11 protein-coding genes are annotated in these 19,953 nt (G+C 39.4%); 2 read left to right on the top strand and 9 right to left on the bottom strand.

Features of this window, described 5'->3' with window-relative positions:
• Nucleotides 1-8: 8 nt before the first annotated feature.
• Nucleotides 9-1,394 carry a sulfatase-like hydrolase/transferase gene (locus LVD51_RS04915; RefSeq protein ID WP_236970081.1) on the bottom strand — a complete coding sequence of 462 codons (1,386 nt, stop codon included), beginning with the start codon at nt 1,392-1,394 and terminating at the stop codon, nt 9-11.
• Between the two features lie 423 nt (nt 1,395-1,817).
• Between LVD51_RS04915 and LVD51_RS04910 the strand changes: the two genes are divergently transcribed.
• Nucleotides 1,818-3,155, top strand: a complete 1,338-nt coding sequence (locus LVD51_RS04910; RefSeq protein WP_236970080.1) for a purple acid phosphatase family protein — start codon at nt 1,818-1,820, stop codon at nt 3,153-3,155.
• Nucleotides 3,156-3,281: 126 nt separating this feature from the next.
• Nucleotides 3,282-5,444: a ligand-binding sensor domain-containing protein gene (locus tag LVD51_RS04905; protein ID WP_236970079.1), complete on the top strand. Its 2,163-nt coding sequence runs from the start codon at nt 3,282-3,284 to the stop codon at nt 5,442-5,444.
• A 981-nt stretch (nt 5,445-6,425) separates the two neighbouring features.
• On the opposite strand, the gene LVD51_RS04900 is transcribed toward LVD51_RS04905, so the two are convergent.
• The 8 genes from LVD51_RS04900 to LVD51_RS04865 all read right to left on the bottom strand — a co-directional run bounded on the left by LVD51_RS04900 (nt 6,426) and on the right by LVD51_RS04865 (nt 19,952).
• A complete protein-coding gene (locus LVD51_RS04900; protein WP_236970078.1) occupies nt 6,426-7,718 on the bottom strand; it encodes a serine hydrolase domain-containing protein in 1,293 nt (430 codons plus the stop codon).
• Nucleotides 7,719-8,010: 292 nt separating this feature from the next.
• Nucleotides 8,011-9,414, bottom strand: a complete 1,404-nt coding sequence (locus LVD51_RS04895; RefSeq protein WP_236970077.1) for a sulfatase family protein — start codon at nt 9,412-9,414, stop codon at nt 8,011-8,013.
• A gap of 330 nt (nt 9,415-9,744) precedes the next feature.
• On the bottom strand, nt 9,745-11,196 hold the full coding sequence (locus tag LVD51_RS04890) for a sulfatase (protein WP_236970076.1): 1,452 nt from the start codon (nt 11,194-11,196) through the stop codon (nt 9,745-9,747).
• Nucleotides 11,197-11,225: 29 nt separating this feature from the next.
• Entirely contained in the window at nt 11,226-12,743 is a 1,518-nt protein-coding gene (locus LVD51_RS04885; protein WP_236970075.1) for a RagB/SusD family nutrient uptake outer membrane protein, read from the bottom strand.
• Between the two features lie 8 nt (nt 12,744-12,751).
• On the bottom strand, nt 12,752-16,234 hold the full coding sequence (locus LVD51_RS04880) for a TonB-dependent receptor (RefSeq protein ID WP_236970074.1): 3,483 nt from the start codon (nt 16,232-16,234) through the stop codon (nt 12,752-12,754).
• A 74-nt stretch (nt 16,235-16,308) separates the two neighbouring features.
• On the bottom strand, nt 16,309-17,505 hold the full coding sequence (locus tag LVD51_RS04875; protein ID WP_236970073.1) for a FecR family protein: 1,197 nt from the start codon (nt 17,503-17,505) through the stop codon (nt 16,309-16,311).
• Between the two features lie 185 nt (nt 17,506-17,690).
• Nucleotides 17,691-18,287 (bottom strand): RNA polymerase sigma factor, encoded by a 597-nt coding sequence (locus LVD51_RS04870; RefSeq protein ID WP_236970072.1) that lies wholly within the window; start codon nt 18,285-18,287, stop codon nt 17,691-17,693.
• Nucleotides 18,288-18,518: 231 nt separating this feature from the next.
• Nucleotides 18,519-19,952 carry a DUF1501 domain-containing protein gene (locus tag LVD51_RS04865; RefSeq protein WP_236970071.1) on the bottom strand — a complete coding sequence of 478 codons (1,434 nt, stop codon included), beginning with the start codon at nt 19,950-19,952 and terminating at the stop codon, nt 18,519-18,521.
• Between the last annotated feature and the right edge of the window lies 1 nt (nt 19,953).

Below are 19,953 nucleotides of genomic sequence, written 5' to 3'. Positions count from 1 at the left end.
AGGAGACCTTACTCACTGTCTACGTCCCACCATTCGTTCATATCCCTCAACATCTGCTCTACCACATCGGGATTAGAGCCCGCTAGATTAGTGGTTTCATGGGGATCAGAGACAATATTGTACAATCTCACATCTTCCAACATTGAAATAAATGAACCACCTCCACTGCGATTGACCTCTTGCGAACTACCCTTTTCCTTGGGCACGATCAACTTCCAAGGACTTTGCATCATCATTCGATGTTCCAAACTTTTAAGAGCATCATTGACGTCCATAATATCATGGTGAAAGTCCTCACTAAACACCGCTTTTCTATCACTAACTTCAGCGGGATTTAAAATATCAATTCCCAACATTTCTTCGGTCGGCTCAATATCTAATATTTTAAGAATAGTAGGAACTAAGTCTATACTGCTAACAAAAGACGAAGTATCCATTTTCACAGGAATATGATTGGGCCATTTAAAAGAAATTGGAGAACGCATACCCATGTCGAATGGCGATTGTTTTGATGGCCATTTAAATCCCGATTGATTGGGTTCTTGCACCCAACCGTTATCATTGACATAGACAATAATGGTATTTTCTGTCAACCCTCTTTCATCTAAAGCGCCTAGCAATTGACCGACAGTTATATCAAACCACTCTACCATAGCCCAGTATTTGGCAATATATTCAGTGGGTGCTTTGTCTATATATTTAGCCAACAAACTATCCGGCGGTGTATGAGGAGTATGAGGTAAAAACGGTGCATACCAAACAAAAAATGGAGATTGTTCCCCAGTTGTCCGATCGATAAAATCATAAATTGGATCCATACCGTCCCGTCCTATTTCCAAACCTTTGTCCCCATGTCGACCTCCGTGCTCAGGATCGCCAAATGTCATTCCCTCGGTAAAACCTCCTTCTTTGTAACTTCCGCCCCACCATTTTCCCGACTGAAAGGACTTATATCCTTTTGTTGACAACAAGGTAGGAAGACTTGGATGTTTTACGAAATTTTCAATCACTACATCAAATAGGGTCTGTCTCTGTCGCAGCCATTCTTTTCGATCTCTAGGTTGAGGTCCGTCGTAAACAAAATGTGGATCATTGCCCGTCACTCCATGTTGATGGGGATACAATCCTGTAATAATAGATGCCAAAGATGGACTGCAAACAGGGGACGTTAGATAGCCTCGAGTATAAGTAGTCCCTTCAGCCAACAGTCGATCGATATTTTTGGTTTCAATAGTGGGATGGCCCATAAAACTATAATCCGTCCAAGACTGATCATCGGAAACAATAAACACAATGTTGGGAAAGGTTTCATCTTCAGCCTCTTGAGATGAAGAATTACTGCTGCAACTCATAGTAATGTACAAGGCTATTAACCCTAAATACAGTCTAACCATAATTATATATTTTTAAAAATCGAACATTCAACACTATTCTATCCAAAAAATTAGCGACTAAAGATATAATATTTTAATCCCCTACCCCTATTATATAGACTTCAATTTTCACAAAAAGCACACTTTCACTTGCCGATAAATTTGAATATATTTTCATGTATCTATGTCCGAGATCACTACTAATTATATTTAATTAAAACATATAAAGAATTACACATTTAAATTTATCACCAATAATATAGATGTATCAAAAGAGGGACATTCATGGAAATATAAAATTAAAACAGTTCATAAGTATTTTTTTATAAATATGAATTCAGGATTAAGAATTTTAAACAATTATGACATATAAAAAATTTCAAATATATTTGAATCCAACCATTAACAGTTAGTCATACTAGCTTTAAAAACCACCATTACGCTATGAAAATCCCATACAAAATCTACCTCACTTTTATCTTCATTCTTTTATTGCAGCCCATCTTAACGGCCAATATCACCCTGCCTTTGAGTGAGCCTTTGGGCATTTTTTTGACATGGCAACAAGACCCCACCACGACCATGACCATCGACTGGCATATTGAAGAAGGGCAAAGGTCTGATTCAATCGTCGAATACAGAATAAACAATACCGACGGACCTTGGATCAAAGATACCGCAGACCAACACCCATATCCTTTTTCTGATCGAATCATTCAACGTGTGGAGCTAACCGACCTTATACCGGGAAGCACTTATGAATTTAGACTGGGAAAATTTCAACGGATTTACAAATTCCGCACCATGCCCAAGACCAATTATCGACCGATACGATTTGTGTCAGGAGGAGATACTTCTACCGAAGAACGCTTCCAAAAAATGAATAAAATAGCCTTGAAATACGACCCCGATTTTATTATATGGGGAGGGGACCTCGCCTATGCCAACGCCAAAAAAGACAACTTACCCGCGTGGTACCGCTGGTTTGACGGCATCAAAAGAGACTTAATCACAGAAGACGGACGAGTCATACCCATCCTACTCACCATAGGGAACCACGATGTAACCAATCATCATTATCCGTATTCCGAAAGCACGATGATCAAAAAGGGAATGTGGTTCGATTTTATCGAGCAAGTTAAAAAAGGAGAATTCCCTGAGGCTACCGACGAATGGAGAAATACCAATGCTCCCTTTTACTACGGACTATTTGCATTTCCAGGTCACCCGGGCTACGGAGTATTGGACTTTGGAAACTATCTAAGTCTGATCGCATTGGATAGTTCACACAGCAACCTCATCAGTGGTCAACAAACAGACTGGTTGCAGAAGGTTCTTCAACAAAGATCAGGAAAGATAGCCCATATTGTCCCTTATTATCACAAACAGGCCTATCCCTCTAGTCGTGTTCAACCAGGAGGTATTAGAAATCAATTTTGGTCTCGACAAGTAGTAGGCAATTGGGTGCCTCTTTTTGAAAAGTATGGTGTTAAATTTGCTTTTGAGCACGACGACCACACCTATAAACGCACCTATCCCATATTAGAAGACAAAATCAATCCTTCCGGCATCGTATATATCGGTGATGGAGCTTGGGGAGTAGAACCCAAAACTCCCAAGACTCCTGAAGAAGTATGGTATTTAGAGCACTCAGCAGGACAAAATCACGCCATAGTGACCACTTTACAAGGTCCTTTTCAGCATTTCTTAGTAGTCAACAACGAAGGCGATATCATCGATGAATTTCCACAAAGTTCACATCCCTCCAAAATACGGGATTAATTATGGGAGAAATCTTCATTATTCCACTAGATATTTATATTATACCAATAATACGAATTACCCTGACCGATGGACAGATACAAGCATTCTGACTCCTAAAGTATCAACATTTTTAAAGCCAATACCATGAAAACATTTTACCCCCTATTCATTCTCTTATTTTTATTCAACCAAATCCCCTCATCATTTTGCCAAACCAAAACCAATGTCCAGTCCCCCAATTTTTATCAGGAGATCAAGGTAGATGTAGCATTACCAATGAAAGTAAAAGGAGATATTGTTAAATTACTCATCCATTCTTCAGATAGACTAGTGGTCACAAAGCGTGGCATATATTATTTTTCATCGGATACATGGACCCACTTTCCCGAACAAAATGACATTGTTACTGCCAGCTTAGATCCAAGTGAGAAAATCTATTTGGCCAGTCGACATCAAGTTTTTGATGAAAGGGGAAAGGTTATTATTAATGCCAGTGACATCCTCAGAGATGACAGTATTCAATCTATGCTTTGGTCCGATTCTAAGACCTTGTACTTGGGTACCAGTAAAGGACTACTCATATATAAAAATGGCTCATTGGATTGGCACGACGATATCATCAAAACAAAAGTCAACGATATAGTCTCAGGTCAGGAAGAGGAGATTTGGGTAGCGACAGACCAAGGTCTTTGGAGAATCCATAAAGACAAAGCTGTGAATTTGGATAAAGTCATTATGGCCGAAGGTCACTTTGAAAACTACCATAGCTTGGGGACATACAACAGTGGCAAGAACATCATCATGTCTTCTTCTTATGCCGTTGGATGTATTGCGGCTGATGGTCAGCATTGGATGTACACTGGACCTGATGGTCTGCCCTATGGTCCAGCAACCACTATCGCCACATTCAACGAAGATCTGTGGTTAGGCACAGACAAAGGAGCCATTAAAAAAGATTCCTCTTGGCATTACTATCAAGGAAAAAGATGGCTAAAAGATGATGAAGTAGTCGACATATTACCCATCAATGAAACATCCACCTGGATAGCTACGACTACGGGGATTAGCGAAATTCGAAAAATCAATACGTCCCTAGCAGACAAAGCCAAATACTACAACGGTATTTTGGAAGAGCGGCACAACCGCCATGGGATGATCAACCGATCATATCTTGCTATTCCTGGTGATATATCTACCAGCCAAGTACAAAACCAAGATAATGACGGCCTTTGGACAGCGACTTATCTCATTGCTGAATGCTATCGATATGCCTGTACTGGAGAGGAAGATGCCAAACAAAATGCCATAAGAACCTTTGAAGCCCTCGAACGACTGGAAACCGTCACCGGCATCTCAGGATATCCGGCCAGATCCTATGCTCCCATAGAAGACCAAGTGATTCAGTCTCGCTCTCCCCATCCAAAAAAATGGCATATTTCAAAAGATAAAAAATGGAGATGGCTTGACGATACCAGCTCAGATGAAATCACAGGTCATATGTATTCCATTTCATTATTCTGTGAACTCGTAGCTTCAGAGGATTTGAAAAAAAGAGCCATCGCCCTGATGACACGCATCGTAGATCATATAATTGATCAAGATTATCAACTAATCGATGCCGATGGCAAACCCACGCGTTGGGGTATTTGGAATCCCGATTCCCTCAACCATTCAGCCAATTGGGCCTATGAACGCGGCTTAAATTCACTTCAAATATTATCCTTCCTCAAGACCACATATCACTTTACAGGAGATCAAAAATACGAAGATGAATATCAATACTTAATTCAGGAACACGGATATGCAGAAAATGCTCTTAGAGCCAAGGTATATGGTCCCTTTGAAGTAAGTCATTCTGACGACATTCTAAACTTCTTCCCCTATTACGGTTTGCTTCACTACACAAAAAATGATCCGTATAAACATCTTTTCATCCGAAGTCTGGAGCGAACATGGCGTGCAGTGGCTTCCGATCATATGCCAGTATGGAATGTAATGGCCAGTGCATGGCTTTCCACTGACTGTGACTTGCACATAGCCAAAGAGGAATTGCAATTATACCCTATGGATCTAATCGACTGGTCGGTAAAAAATAGTCACCGTTGGGATTTAATCCATAGTCCAATGGTGGATCGTCAAAGAAAACCACAGGCTATTAGCGCCATTCCCGCTCCGGAAAATCAAATATTTCGATGGAATACCAATCCCAAACAATTGGACACCGGTGGAAATGGCCAGCGCGAAGTCAGCGGCACATATTATTTAGTCGCATATTGGATGGGTAGATATTATGGATTTTTTAAATGATCGAGTGAAGCTCAAAGAGCCAAAAGCCTTAAATAGGCATTTGATGAAGATGACCGAACAAAATGCACGACTGAATATAACTGAATGAAGTCACGTAGTGACCAAATACCCTCAATGGATGACCGAATGCAGTACATTATCGAACATAATACGTAGTATCATTGACCGTAAATCGGTCAATGGTGAGATAACCACAGCTACCATGCTGTGGGTGGGTGTGGAAAGCCCGTAAATCGACCTTTGATGAGGATGACTGAGCGAAGTTGCCTAAAAGGCAACCAAATGTCCTTAATGGACATTTGGCGAGGGAACCGAAGCCACCGTGCTTCGGATGGGTTGACCACTGTGTCGTGGGTGTGATCGAGCGAAATACAAAGTATCCAATGTCCTAAATGGACATTGGGCGAGAGAAGTCACGACCTCCGTGTCGTGACAACAATACATTAAAATTGACAAGGATTAAATTTCATTTTACATCAATAATATAATAGTATTGAGGGAACCGAAACCTCCGTGTTTCGGGTGGGTAAGCCACTGTGCTCCGGGTGGGTAGGCCAGGGCGAGTGAAGTGGCAGCCACTGCGCTGCGACAAGAATGTATAAAATTCGACAGCAAATTCTCACTGGCTCCGGCGTGGTATTAATAAAATTTCATGGTAATATTTACTGCACTGAGACAACACTGGATATAAATGGACAAGACTGGATTTAATCTTAATTTATTATGTCGTCCCTTCAGGACTTCTTAATTGGGTAAACTCTCTTTCATAGGGTTTCACCCTATGCTATTAGACTACGTCCTTTCAGGACTTTTTCAAGCTTGAATGGCTTGATCTAATTGTAAATCGTCAGCGAATTTTATGGAATCTCGTCATGCCACAGTGGGCATGACTTCTCTCATCGTAGACCGATTTACGGGCTCTGGTGCTTTTATCCACTCACTAGAGAGATGGCTCCCTCGGCTCTTTCATCATTGAACAGATCAATCATCAATACTGGCGCCAACCATCTGTCTAAACTTCCACTTGGTTTGGTCTCCCGATATATGCCGAGTTTGTTTGTATATAATTCCGATAAGATCTTCTTTGGGATCAGCAAAATACTGAGTATTGAATGCTCCGCCCCAATTAAAACTGCCTTTACTTCCTTTTCCACCCAGTTCAAATCCTTTTTCGCTCAATAATCCAAAGGCCAAACCGTAATGTTCACCAATTTGACCACGCAATTCCCCGATTTGATTTGTCATCATAAATTCTATCGTCGTCCTGCTCAACAACCGATACCCATTGTATTCACCGCCGTTTAGATACATTTGAAGAAAGCAAGCATAATCCTTGGCCGTACTCGATAATCCTGCACCTCCCGAGAAAAAAGTCTTGGCTCCTTTTACCGGAAAATCTACATCAAATACACCTTCGCCCTCATATGCCACCCAAGTATCGTCTTTCTTGGTTTGAATGGCAACCAATCGTTGAGCCGCCGAATTAGGATAATAAAACCTGGTATCCACCATTCCCAAGGGTTGAAATATCCGCTGCTCAAAAAACTGATCTAAAGGCATTCCAGAAACGATCTCAATAAAATATCCCAACACATCCATCCCCTCGCTATATACATAAGCATCACCAGGATTGTGATGTAGGGGAAGTTTGGCTAATTTTTTAATATTTTCACCAATCTTATAATCATCGGTCGTAAAAGCATCCACAATTCCCGCTTTTTGATAGATTTTTTTCATCCTATCATCGTTATCGATCACTCCATAGCCTATGCCGGAAGTATGTGTCAATAAATGTCGAATCGTTATGGCATTTTCGGCAGAACGCGTAGTATAACTACTGTCTTTTTCTGAGAAAGTATCTAATATCCTAGCATTTTTAAACTCTGGAATCCATTTGTGAATGGGATCATCCAATTGAAACTTCCCCTCTTCCCACAACATCATTACCGCCGTAGAGGTAACCGCTTTGGTCTGGGATGCTATTCTAAAAAGATCATCCCTCTTTAATTTCTTTTTCTTTGCGACATCACTATATCCATACCCTTTATGCCATACGATTTTGCCTTTTCGAGCCACTAGAACAACAGCTCCTGGAATTTGATTTTCTTCAATAGATTGTTGAATCATATTTTCGATTCGCAACAATCTTTCCTTAGACATTCCGACACTTTCGGCACTGGCTTCAACTAATGGTGGAGTATTCTGTACAGACTGGGTTTGCCCTATGACGGAACAAACCATAAAAATAAATAGAAATGAGGTTAGAATTTTCATAGAATTACGGGGTTATTTATGCTAAATAAAAAAAATATATTAAATGAATATACATTCTCGACGGATTAATATACTACCTCTATGATTGTCAATGCTTACCACCAAGGATAACTACCTCATTTTCCAATATAATCAAAGTCATAATTCAATTCATCCCCCCATTAGTGTGACTTAATGAGACTCTATCATCTACACCCCTTTCATCAACAAACTCATTATCAAATAATTTTATAAAAACATCCAATCAACGAATGACATTACTCCATTTCATGGATTTATTATAAAAAACCATCTACTTCACCTTCTCCTTCCAGTCCTTGTATTTTTGTTGCATCACGGCCAATCTATCAGCTTGACTGGGATCTTTAGCCAAATTGACTTTCTCCGAAGGATCAGTGGTCAAATCAAACATCTCTTCATATCCGTGTTCTGTGTACACCATATATTTAGATTCCTTAGACACCACACCTTCTACCATGGGTATTTTGGGACTTCCGTAAAAAGTATGTTCATAGAAAAACTCATCCCGATTTACATCCTTACCGGCAATTAGATCGTAAAGATTGATCCCTTGTGTACCCGATGGTGGAGCAATATTGGCCAATGACAAAATAGTCGGCGCAATATCAATATTGAGGGCAATGGCTTGATTTTGTTGTCCTTTCTGGTCTTTGGGCAATCGAGGATCATATACGATCAAGGGTACCCTTATCGACTCTTCATGGCCATACCACTTTCCGGCCAACCCGTATTCTCCGAGATAAAATCCATTGTCTCCCATAAACATAATGACGGTGTTTTTGTCCAAATCCATTTCCTTTAGTCTAGCTACCAGATTACCTACAACGTCATCGACCCCGGTGATTAGTCGATAATAATTCTTTACACTGCGTTGAAATAATTCATCTCCATCGTATCGCATTTTCCATCGCTCTCGAGCTATATTTTCATCCGTTCGAAAAAAGTCGGGGAAAGCTTCCCAATACTTTGGATCAGTTTTGTCCGATGGAACAACCACATCGTCTACATATCGATCGTCGTAACGTGGATTGGGAATAAACTGGCGAGGATCACGGTCTTCTACATGGGGAGCTTTAAAACTGACAGACAAGCAAAATGGCTGGTCTTTCCCACCAAATTTCGTCAAAAACTCTTGAATATTTTGATCTACCTTATCTGTGTGATGGAGGTAGTTTCCCTCTTCATCCTCCATTTCATAAACTGGCTGACTGGTCTTTGAACAATTCCAGTAATCATACATATTTGCCGGCTGGTCTGCGTTTTTACCTACACCGTATTTACCTATAAACCCAGTGGTATAACCATTCTTTTTCAAAAGCATAGGATAGGTATTACTCAATTCGTCAGGCCCAAAACTCGTAGCAAAATCATCGATTCCATGTCTTGACATATACTGGCCACTCAATATACTGGCCCTACTTACACAACAGATTGAAGTGGTAACGTAGGCGTTTTTAAACCATACTCCATCACGAGCCAATGCATCTAAATGCGGTGTCTTTAGAATGGGATGACCGGCTATACTCAAGGCGTCGGCACGTTGATCGTCGGTAAGCAAAAATATAATATTGGGCGGTGATTCAGGTTCGGACGTCGACTGCTCTTGTTGACAGGCCATTGTCATCAATAACAAAGTCAGGGATAAGACCATCATTAATGGATTAGATTTATTCATTTTTTATTATTTTTCTTGTAAACTGTTTTGTTTAATATTTATGAAAAATTTCTTGATTATACATTATACGAATTACATTTTATGATGACGGAAAAGATTTTGAGTGACCGAATGTAGTTGCCCTTTAGGGCAACCAAAGGTCGTAAATCGACCTTTGATGAAGGAACCGAGGCCACTGTGCCGAGGCGTGATTGCCCTGTAAATCCTGGTTAAGATACTACTACCAGTAAAACATCACGTCTCTATTCAAAATATTTTAGATGCAATGCATTGCATCTCTACAATAAATCGAAAGATTACCGTCAATTATAAATGTAATTCGTATTAATTCTATTTACGTCGAGGCATTTCAGCCTTCATTTCCATCCGCCATTGATTTAATTTATGCAGCAGTTCTTCTTTCTTATCTGGGAATACATCGGCTAAATTATTTTGCTCACCCAGATCATCCTTTAAATTATATAATTCTATGGTATTGTCCTCAAAAAATTGAATTAATTTCCACTCATCGGCTACTATGGATCCCACCGGGGTAGTTCGCCAACTCCCTTCCTGTCTAGACTGCAAATAACCTGGAAAATGCCAATACAGTGCTTCTCTATCCAACTCAGCTTGGGGTTGAATCATCAGGGGAAGGATATTGTACCCATCCAAAATATGACCAGCTTCCACCTGCCCTCCTGCTAATTCTACTAACGTAGGATAAAAATCAATGCTTATCACAGCCTCATCACAAACACTGCCTGGAGCTATAACATCTGGCCATCTCATAATCAGTGGCACTCTTACTCCTCCTTCATACAATTGCCCTTTCCCACCGCGTAGAGGAGCATTATGAGTTATTTCAACTGTTCCTCCAAAGCCGTCATCTATTGGATCCAATTTTGGCAATCCTTCCATACCTTGATCGATATAACCACCCAAACCACCATTGTCACTATAAAATATTACCAAAGTATTGTCACTCAATCCCAATCTATCCAATTTATCCATTAAACGCCCCACACTGTTGTCCAACGATTCGACCATAGCGGCATAAGTCGCATGATAATGCCCCATTACTGGACGTTTATTAAGATACTTTTGAACCAATGAATCCGGTGCCTGAAAAGGAGAATGCACCAAATAATGAGATAAATACAAAAAAAACGGCTCATCTTGGTGATCTTCTATAAAAGCCAAGGCCCGTCGATTGAGCTCATCTGCTATATATTGTCCCTCTCCTCCGAGCTTTTTGTTTTGATATAACTTTTCACCATTCACCGTAACATCGACCACGCTTTCCGAAGAAAATCCCTGTTCTTCTGGACTGGCCTTGCCCAAATGCCATTTTCCAAAATGACCAGTGGCGTATCCAGCATCTCTTAAGGCCTCAGCCATAATATAGGATGAAGATGGGATACCATGACCATTAGTTACAGGTATCAATTTTCGATGAACTTCTTCCCCTCTATCGCTATTACCCACGGTAAACACGGGTTGACGAGGATAGTATTGTCCACTCATGAGTGCCGCTCTCGTGGGTGCACAATTAGGGCCATTGGTATAGGCTGAAGTAAATTTCATTCCCTGAGCTGCCAATCGATCTATATTTGGGGTCTCATAATAATCCGCACTTCCCAATCCATTGAAACAATTGACATCGCTATATCCCAAATCATCGGCGAGGATAAACACAATATTGGGCTTGTCCTCACGAATATTATTTCGCTGTACATCTTGACTCAAAACCGATAGTCCGATTGCGATAAAAAACAAAGTAAATTCTATCTTCCTATTCATACGATTCAATATTACAAAGTTTTTTGAATTTACCAACCTGGATTTTGTGTAAGATTGGGATTTAAGGTAATTTCCCTCTGTGGTATAGGATATAAAAATTTATATTCTTCAATCACATAGGCCGGATCTAAAAAGTGGGTTTGTCTTCCTCTATAGAGATTGGCGTGGTTATTCATAACTTCCATAGCCTTGCCCTTCCGCAAAATATTAAACCAACGATGATTTTCAAAGGCCAATTCCACTTGCATTTCGTGTAACACGGCTTCAGCAAACATGTCCGATGACAGTCCATCCGCCAAATTCTCCAAACCGGCTCTCCCCCTTACTTGATTCACAAATCCATAGGCCTCTGCAGTTGGTCCTTCCAATTCATTAATACACTCGGCCAACATCAGCAATACATGAGCGTAGCGATAAATTGGTACATTTTCTCCACTTCGACCTTGCACTGGGTGGGCATGTGCATATTTCTTAATATAGAGAATAGTATCACCCATAGCTATTCCTTGACCAATGTTCGATGGATCTACAAAAAACCCTATTGACTCATTTTTTCTTAAATCCCCTTCTTCATAGGCTGCCAAAATTTCGATGGAAGGGATATTCAATCCTTGTGTACTCGTATTGTAGCCAGTGATCTTCGACCCTGAATTCCATGGAGCAAAATTGTAGATCAAAGTATTCCCCAACCCAGTATTGCTTTCTAAACTAGCGTAATTTACATCAAAAATGGCCTCACTATGATTTTTATTGTCGGGATTAAAAATTTCTCCATAGTCAGCCAACAATTCATATCCCATACTAATTACCTCATTCAATGCCGTTTTTGCCTTCGCAAAATCCCCTAAGGTCATATTCACATCGGCCATTAATGTAAGCGCTCCAGCTTTATTCACACGACCTCGATCTTCATTCGTATTGGTACTAGGTAATAAATCAACGGCTAACTCCACATCAGTTTGGATCTGATTATAAACTTCATTTACCGAAGCTTTGCCATCGATAGTCTGAAACGACTCAGCTGGAGACACCACTTGATTGAGAACTAGAGGAACCTCACCAAACAAGCGAACCAAATGAAAATAAAACAAACTGCGAAGAAAATGAGCTTCGCCTTCTAACTGATTTTTAACTTCGGGCTCAAAAAAGTCCACATTATCTATATTTTCAATTACGGTATTGGCTCGTTGAATCCCGGTGTACAATGCATTCCAATATGGCCCAATATTTTGATTGCTGGCGTCCATGGTAAATTCCTCCATTAACCAAATAGGGTGTGGTCCTCGATTGGCAGCCCAATATTGTACCGTAGTATTATCCGATCGTTGCTCTGTAAATTTCCAATGATTGTCGTATACATCTTGCAAACTGGCATAAATGGAAAACACTCCTTGTTCAACCTGCTGAACATTATCAAAGAATACCGAGGAAGCAATAACATTGACAGGATCTTTGGTCAAAAATTTTTCGCAGCTTGTAGTTGTGATCGCCATTAAAATCAAGACGATAAAAATATTCTTATGATGGTATATTGATATATTTTTCATAGTCATTATTATAAGTTTAGATTCAATCCTATAGTATAAACCTTAGATATTGGATAATTTAAATTTCTTGTGGATCCAGGCTGTAGCGGATCATTAACATTGTATGCTTCTTCTGGATTTTGAAAATTCGTATTGGATATCCAGGGATTTTGAATATTGACATAAACTCTTAATCGATTGTCATCTTTTAATATCCCCTTACCAGTATTGACAAAACTATAACCCAAACTAATATTGCGAATCCATATATGGGATGCGTCTTCCACCCACTTACTATAATTATATCTATGGATCACAGTTGAAATCGGCCTAGGAACAATACCAGCCCCTGGATCTTCTGGGGACTTCCATGCATTCAATGCATCCGTATGGACATTAAAAACCCCATCAAAATTATGAAAATCTTGATACCCATTCTGAATCTTTTGTCCACCCTGAGACCCCGTTATAGAAATATTTAAATCAAGGTTCTTATAATTAAAAGCATTGGACATCCCCCATGTAAAATCTGGATATGGATCTCCTATTCTAGTAAAATCGAGGACGGGATCGATCTTCCCATCATTGTTTACATCTGTAAATCGGTATGAACCTGGGATAGCACTGGGGTGAACTGGTGCATTATCTATCTCTTCTTGGCTGTTAAAAAATCCAATCACTTCATAACCGTAAAACTGCCCAATAGGATAGCCTTCTTCAGTAATATGCTGAGCTGTTGCAGCGGGAGCAAAAATTGGACTTTCCAATTCTGTAACAATGTTGCTATTGTGACTGATATTAAAATTGACATTCCAGTTAAAATCTTCATTTTTAATTACACTACCGCTAAAAGCCAATTCTACCCCATCATTTTGCACTTCACCTCGATTAACCTGAGCGTTAGAAAATCCCGAGGTAAATGGTGTCTCTATACTCAACAGCATATTGCCCGTCACCTTTTTATAGTATTCCAATGAGAAATTAAATCGATCCTCATATATCCCTACATCGACACCGACATTGACTTGATCGACTTCTTCCCAGCCCAGATCTGGATTCCCTAAATTATTGATGGCCCTTCCTGCTACTTGTTGGTTATTCAATGTATAGCTAGCATCTCCAACCCTGCCTAAATGGGTATAATTTCCTATATTAAAATTACCAGTTCGTCCATACCCAGCTCTGAGTAATATATTGCTAATCACAGCATTGTCCTTCATAAAATTTTCACCAGACACTCTCCACCCCAAGGATAAGGACGGAAAAGCACCCCAACGATTATCGGTTCCAAACTTAGAAGAACCGTCCATTCTCATAGCCGCCGTCATCAAATATTTGTCTTGATAATCGTATATAAATCGAGCAAATCCCGACACTAAGCTATACTCTGACACATTGGTACTGCCCGTAATATTAGGAGCGGCGTTAAAGGTTCTTATTTCGTCATCGGGAAAGTCTCGTGCTCCAAAACTTCCTATTTCTACTGATTCATCCTGTAGAGAGAATCCCAATAAAGCATTGATATTGTGGCTTCCACCCAATTGAGTATTGTAATTCAATGTATTTTCATTAACCCAATTTAATGACTCCACTGTATTTAAAGACGCTACAGCAACATCTGGAGGATATATATTAAAAGCTTGACCTACTGTCGTTGGCTCGTATTGCTCACGTTTAAAGGACCTCCAATCTACATTAAAGGTAGATTTAAACTGTAAATTTTCTGCGATTTCATATCCAATAAAGGTATTGAATAGCACCCGTCCAGTCTTAGCAGTATGATCAACTTCCTTCAGTTTCAAAACTGGATTGACATAAGCCAATAATCCAGGTCCACCAACCATAGAGGTCAAACTTCCATCTGGGTTTCTAAGTGGAGCTATAGGATTAACTAAAAATGCGCTTGCTTGTGGTCCAGCCCGCCCCTCATCGCCATCAGTGGCGGCTAATTTTTGATGCTCAAGCGATGGTGCCAAGTTAAAGCCCATAGTCATTTTATCTGTTAAATTGGCATTGACATTAACTCTAAAATTATACCGATTATAATTGGTCTCTAGTAATGTTCCTTCTTGGTCTAGAAAACCAAAAGAGACCATGGTTCTTATTTTTTCGTTGCCTCCACTGATATTAATATTGTGATCTTGCATTAAAGCTGGCTGATATATTTCATCTACCCAATTCGTGCCTTCTCCGTATTGATCCGGATTCCGATACATCTCTGGAATATCGTCAGTCGTTGGCTCCCTATTCTGATAATATCGAATATTGTCTGATATTCTATCGTTCATAAACTGAGCAAACTGATTGGCATTTAACACTGGTATCATTCCTCGCTCTCTGACATTTTGCAATCCCAAAGAAGTATTGAATTCCACATTCAGCCCCATACTACCCTTCTTTGTAGTGATTAATACAACCCCATTTGCTCCCCTCGATCCATAAATAGCAGTTGCTGATGCATCTTTAAGGATCTCAATGGATACTATCTGGCTAGGAGGTATACTATTGAGAGGATTAGTTCGCTGATCTGGAGAATTGGAAATCGGAAAACCATCGATGACGTAGAGGGGATCACTTCCCGCACCGATGGAGCTCACTCCTCTAATGCGTATGGAAGGTCCACCACCAGGTGTACCGGTAACGGTATTCACCTGCACACCGGCAATCTTGCCATTAATGGCCTGATCTAATCCCACGACTGGACTACTCTTGATTTCGTCCATAGGCACGGAAGCTACAGATCCAGTCACACTCCTCCGCCTTTGTGTACCATATCCCACCACAACTACTTCATCCAGAAGTTCAGAATCGGATATCATCACAATAGACAACTCTTGATTTAGTTCGGTTATAGTAATTTCTATATCAGTATATCCAATATAGGAAAACAACAACACGTCACCTACGTTAACTCCATCTAAGGTAAAACGTCCGTCGAAATCAGAGGAAGTTCCCATACTTGTTCCCTTCTTTTGGACGTTTACTCCAATTAAGGTATTTCCTTCCTCATCTTTAATCACCCCGACGATAGGATTTTCTGGCAGCCATTTCGAAACAGGATTTACTTCCTTTTTATGCAATCCATCTAGGGCAGATTCTTTAATTTTACGCCTTAAAATCACGGCCTCTTCTTCGATGATATAGACAAATGATTGATCTTTAAAACACATATCCAAAGCCGTTTTAAGTGGTTTATTTTTAACCTTAACTGTGATTGGAGACGCTTCTTCTAAGAGTGATACAGGATATATAAAATCGACCCCAGACTGGGTTTGCAACTTGTCAATTACAGTTTTTAGATCACCATTTTTAACCGTAAGTGTTATATTTTGACTCCAACTCGATGCGACCAACTTTACCATTCCAAAAACCAAAATCAAAACAGTCATTCTCCAACGGGAAGATTGAAAATCACCTTTCAGGCAATATCTTGTACTAATAGTTTTGACTTCCCGTATGAGACTTTCGATGATATCCATAGGGAAGCCCTTAAAATGTATTCCTCTCATCATTTTTATATTTTATATTGAATTAAAATTTTTACTTTATTCAGAAGGTTAGTCGACCCTCTTCTTTTCACATATCTTTACTTACTGTAAACCTTTATCGTATCATTTTCTAAATTCAGCCCAACAACATTGGCCAAATTCAACAGCCTTAACAACTCTGGCAATTCTTTATTTTTGGAAATATTCCCCCCAAAACCATCGGATGAAATTTCGCCTTCATAGACGACTTCCACATCATACCACTTCGAAATCTCCCCCATACTCTCGTGAATCGATTTGCCGTTGAAGGAAAAATTTTCCTGTCGCCATGAAATACTTTCATCAATATTTAAATTTGACATTTCCTCTAAATTTCCCTCGCGATCTACCACTACTTGCTGTCCTGGTTTCATAATCGCATCAGACTTTGGAGTAATCACATGTACAGTCCCCTCAATCAATGTAGTCTCTATCTTATCTGAAGAAGGATATGCGGAAATATTGAACTGCGTACCTAAGACAACAACTTTTTGATTCTTGGCATATACGACAAAAGGTTTCGATCTATTTTCATTATCCTTTTGTTTCGCAACATCAAAAAATACTTCCCCAGATATCATTACCGCCCTATTCTCCTCATCAAATACTAAGGGAAAAGTAATGGAAGAAGATGCATTCAATCTCACTTTTGTCTTATCTGGCAAAACCAAGTCTACTATCTTTCCAATTGGCGTGTGTATGGTATGCGAAATACTTGATTTATGATTTTCTCTGGTTTTTATTCCAGTATATTCAATGCCTATTGAATCAGTTATTCTCAATTCAGCCCCGTCGACTATATGCCATTGAGCTCTAGGTAAGCTATCTATATTGATGATCTTCCCATTGGTCGATGAAATACTTGTCGTAGCCTTATCCTCCATTTCAGTATTTACCAATGAGATCTTGTCCTGTGATTCAAATCTTTCCTTGCTGTGATAGTATGATTGAATAAATATTATAAATACGACGAGAATACTAATAGTTGCAGCAATTTGCAATCCGAGATACCTTGATTTTTTCCTCGATTTTTCATAGTTGTAAATCCGATTTTTAATCAAGTCATTTAATTGAACATTGTCTTTTTTAAATGCATTTGATGATATCAATTTTCTTTGATATTCATCCATTACCACTTTCAACTCTTCCTCCGACATTTCCACAATCATCTCAGTGAGGATGGATTTATCCATAGAACTTGCCTTATCTTCAGCCAACAGTCCTAACAATTCATCCATCTTACTTCTATTCATCATCCATCATTTATTAAGTAGACGACATTAAATACAAAAGAAACACCTCTAATTTCATTTTTATTTAAAATATTTCTATTTCTTCATAGGATTTAAACCTATAATGGAGAAATATCTATATAATAGGGTATTTCAATTTCACCTATCATCAAGCCTTTAGAATAACAAGTGGGAAAAAGTTGAAAATTTTATATTAACACTGAAATAAGCAAATAGATCAGAATCATATCTTGTTCCTTTTTCAAACAAGACTTTACAAAATCTTTGGCCTCATAGAGTTGCTTTTTCACACCAGATTTTGATATTTTAAGTTGTTTGGCTATTTCATCCAAGTTTAAACCCTCCTTTGTTCTCATTTCAAAAATGCGCTTTCTCTGAGGACTGAGTTGATCAATAATAGACTGAGCGGACGCATAATACTCTTGATAAAGTAACTCCTGATAACTTGAATGATAGGTAGATTTTATTTTTTCGTGATCTTTCGCTAGGGCTAATATTTCGGCTTTTCGATTTTTGTGAATATCATAAATATGATTTTTTGCCATTTGAAACAAATAGGATTGAAAATTCTTTACAGAAGCCAAGTAGCTTCTTTTAATCCACACCTTTAAAAATATTTCCTGTACTACTTCTTCGGCATCTGAATCATTGAAGCCCACAAATGGCAATGAAAATCGTCGCAACAATTCGGAATACTGACCATACAATATCCCAAAACTATGTTGATCGCCATTAGACACCTTTACTAAGATCTTATTCCAATTCGATTCTTCGATTTCTTTCATTGTTTTTGTGTGTAATGACCAGTAAAAACAGAATTAACTTGAATATCAAATTCAACACAATATCTGCTTTAATATTTCAACACAACAAAACATGTTAAAATATTATTCCAACAAATATAAACAATGAAAAATCACATAGATACCTATTCTTTCCTACTCAAGACAAAGCAGATATGATTTTTTCCACATTAACAATTGGAATAAACCAATAATCCGCCCCATTGGATTCGACTAAGCCAACAAATCGTGAACCACCTTACCATGTCCATCGGGAGTGGTATAAAAAGGACGCTTCTCAATCTCATAATTGGTCTCGGGAGGTATGCCCAAAGCATGGTAAATGGTTTGATGAATACTATCGATTTTTATTGGATTTTCAATCGTCTTACACGGTCTCTCATCTGAAGTCTTGCCGTAGACATGACCTCGCTTAATCCCGCCGCCAAACATCAATATTGAGCATCCATCAGTAAAATGTCTATGCATTCCATAATTTTTGATATCCTCGATGACATCGGGCTGATTGACCTGCTCTTTCACCTTTTTATCTGGTCTACCTTCTACCATCATATCTCGACTAAATTCGCTGGCCAATATGACTAAGGTCTTATCCAAATGTCCCGATTCATCTAAATCTGCAATCAATTGGGACACGGGGTTATCTATCATTTTCTTCATATCCACCAGACGTGTATGCCCATTGTCATGAGTATCCCATCCTAGAAAAGGCACATATTCTGTAGACACACTAATAAATCGCGCTCCTTGTTCCACCAGTCGCTTGGCCATTAAACATCCCAAACCAAATTTTCCCGTATTGTATTTATCGTATTTTTCTCTGTCCTCCTTTGACAAGTCAAAAGCTTCTGCCTCAGGAGACTTCAGCAGCCTATAGGCTTGCTCCATTGATGCTTTTAAGGATTCTTTTTGATAATCACTGCCGTATTCCCCCATCTTGCTCGCACTGATTAGATCGTTGTACAGTTGATGTCTTTTTTCAAAGCGGGTATTCGACATCCCAACTGGTGGCCGAACACTATCCAAGCCAGAAGTGGGATCAGGGATAGAAAAAGGTCCGTATTCACTTCCCAAGAAACCCGCACTGTGATAAGCCTTTAACTCTTCTCCTTCTCCAACATCGAAACGCTGACCAATATCTATAAAGGCGGGAATAACGGGATTTTTAGGCCCCAATTCTTTAGCAATCCAAGAACCGATATGAGGAACCGAAACAGATTGCGGGGGCTCATAACAAGTATGCCAGTGATACTGATGTCGAGTATGTAAAATATGCCCAAGATCTGCAGCCACATAGGATCGAATCAAGGTCCCCTTATCCATGATTTGACCGATAGACTCCAAGCCCTCTGAAAAAGAAATACCGTCGAGAACAGTAGGTCGAGATTCAAAAGTACTCAAAACATCATTCGCTTGCATTCCTTTACTGAAAGGCGTGTATCGTTTTGGGTCGAAGGTTTCTGTATGGGCCATGCCCCCTGCCATATAAAGCAGAATTACCGAATCGGCAGTACTCGGTATATCTATTGTTCGCTTACACGAAGTCAATAAACTACTCACTGGTGCTCCCAATGCCATACCTGCGATTGCAGCTTGACTCATCTGCTTTAAAAACTTTCGTCTTGCGTTGTCTTCCGTTGTCTTCATC

The organism is Membranihabitans marinus, assembly GCF_021729155.1.
Taxonomy (GTDB): Bacteria; Bacteroidota; Bacteroidia; order Chitinophagales; family Saprospiraceae; genus Membranihabitans; species Membranihabitans marinus.
The sequence above is the reverse complement of the archived record's forward strand: the minus strand, read 5'-3'. Positions and strand labels throughout refer to the sequence as shown.

Excerpts from the sequence above, each read along its gene's own strand:
- LVD51_RS04915 (WP_236970081.1), bottom strand. The coding sequence starts at position 1,394 with ATGGTTAGACTGTATTTAGGGTTAATAGCCTTGTACATTACTATGAGT.
- LVD51_RS04910 (WP_236970080.1), top strand. The coding sequence starts at position 1,818 with ATGAAAATCCCATACAAAATCTACCTCACTTTTATCTTCATTCTTTTA.
- LVD51_RS04905 (WP_236970079.1), top strand. The coding sequence starts at position 3,282 with ATGAAAACATTTTACCCCCTATTCATTCTCTTATTTTTATTCAACCAA.
- LVD51_RS04900 (WP_236970078.1), bottom strand. The coding sequence starts at position 7,718 with ATGAAAATTCTAACCTCATTTCTATTTATTTTTATGGTTTGTTCCGTC.
- LVD51_RS04895 (WP_236970077.1), bottom strand. The coding sequence starts at position 9,414 with ATGAATAAATCTAATCCATTAATGATGGTCTTATCCCTGACTTTGTTA.
- LVD51_RS04890 (WP_236970076.1), bottom strand. The coding sequence starts at position 11,196 with ATGAATAGGAAGATAGAATTTACTTTGTTTTTTATCGCAATCGGACTA.
- LVD51_RS04885 (WP_236970075.1), bottom strand. The coding sequence starts at position 12,743 with ATGAAAAATATATCAATATACCATCATAAGAATATTTTTATCGTCTTG.
- LVD51_RS04880 (WP_236970074.1), bottom strand. The coding sequence starts at position 16,234 with ATGATGAGAGGAATACATTTTAAGGGCTTCCCTATGGATATCATCGAA.
- LVD51_RS04875 (WP_236970073.1), bottom strand. The coding sequence starts at position 17,505 with ATGATGAATAGAAGTAAGATGGATGAATTGTTAGGACTGTTGGCTGAA.
- LVD51_RS04870 (WP_236970072.1), bottom strand. The coding sequence starts at position 18,287 with ATGAAAGAAATCGAAGAATCGAATTGGAATAAGATCTTAGTAAAGGTG.
- LVD51_RS04865 (WP_236970071.1), bottom strand. The coding sequence starts at position 19,952 with ATGAAGACAACGGAAGACAACGCAAGACGAAAGTTTTTAAAGCAGATG.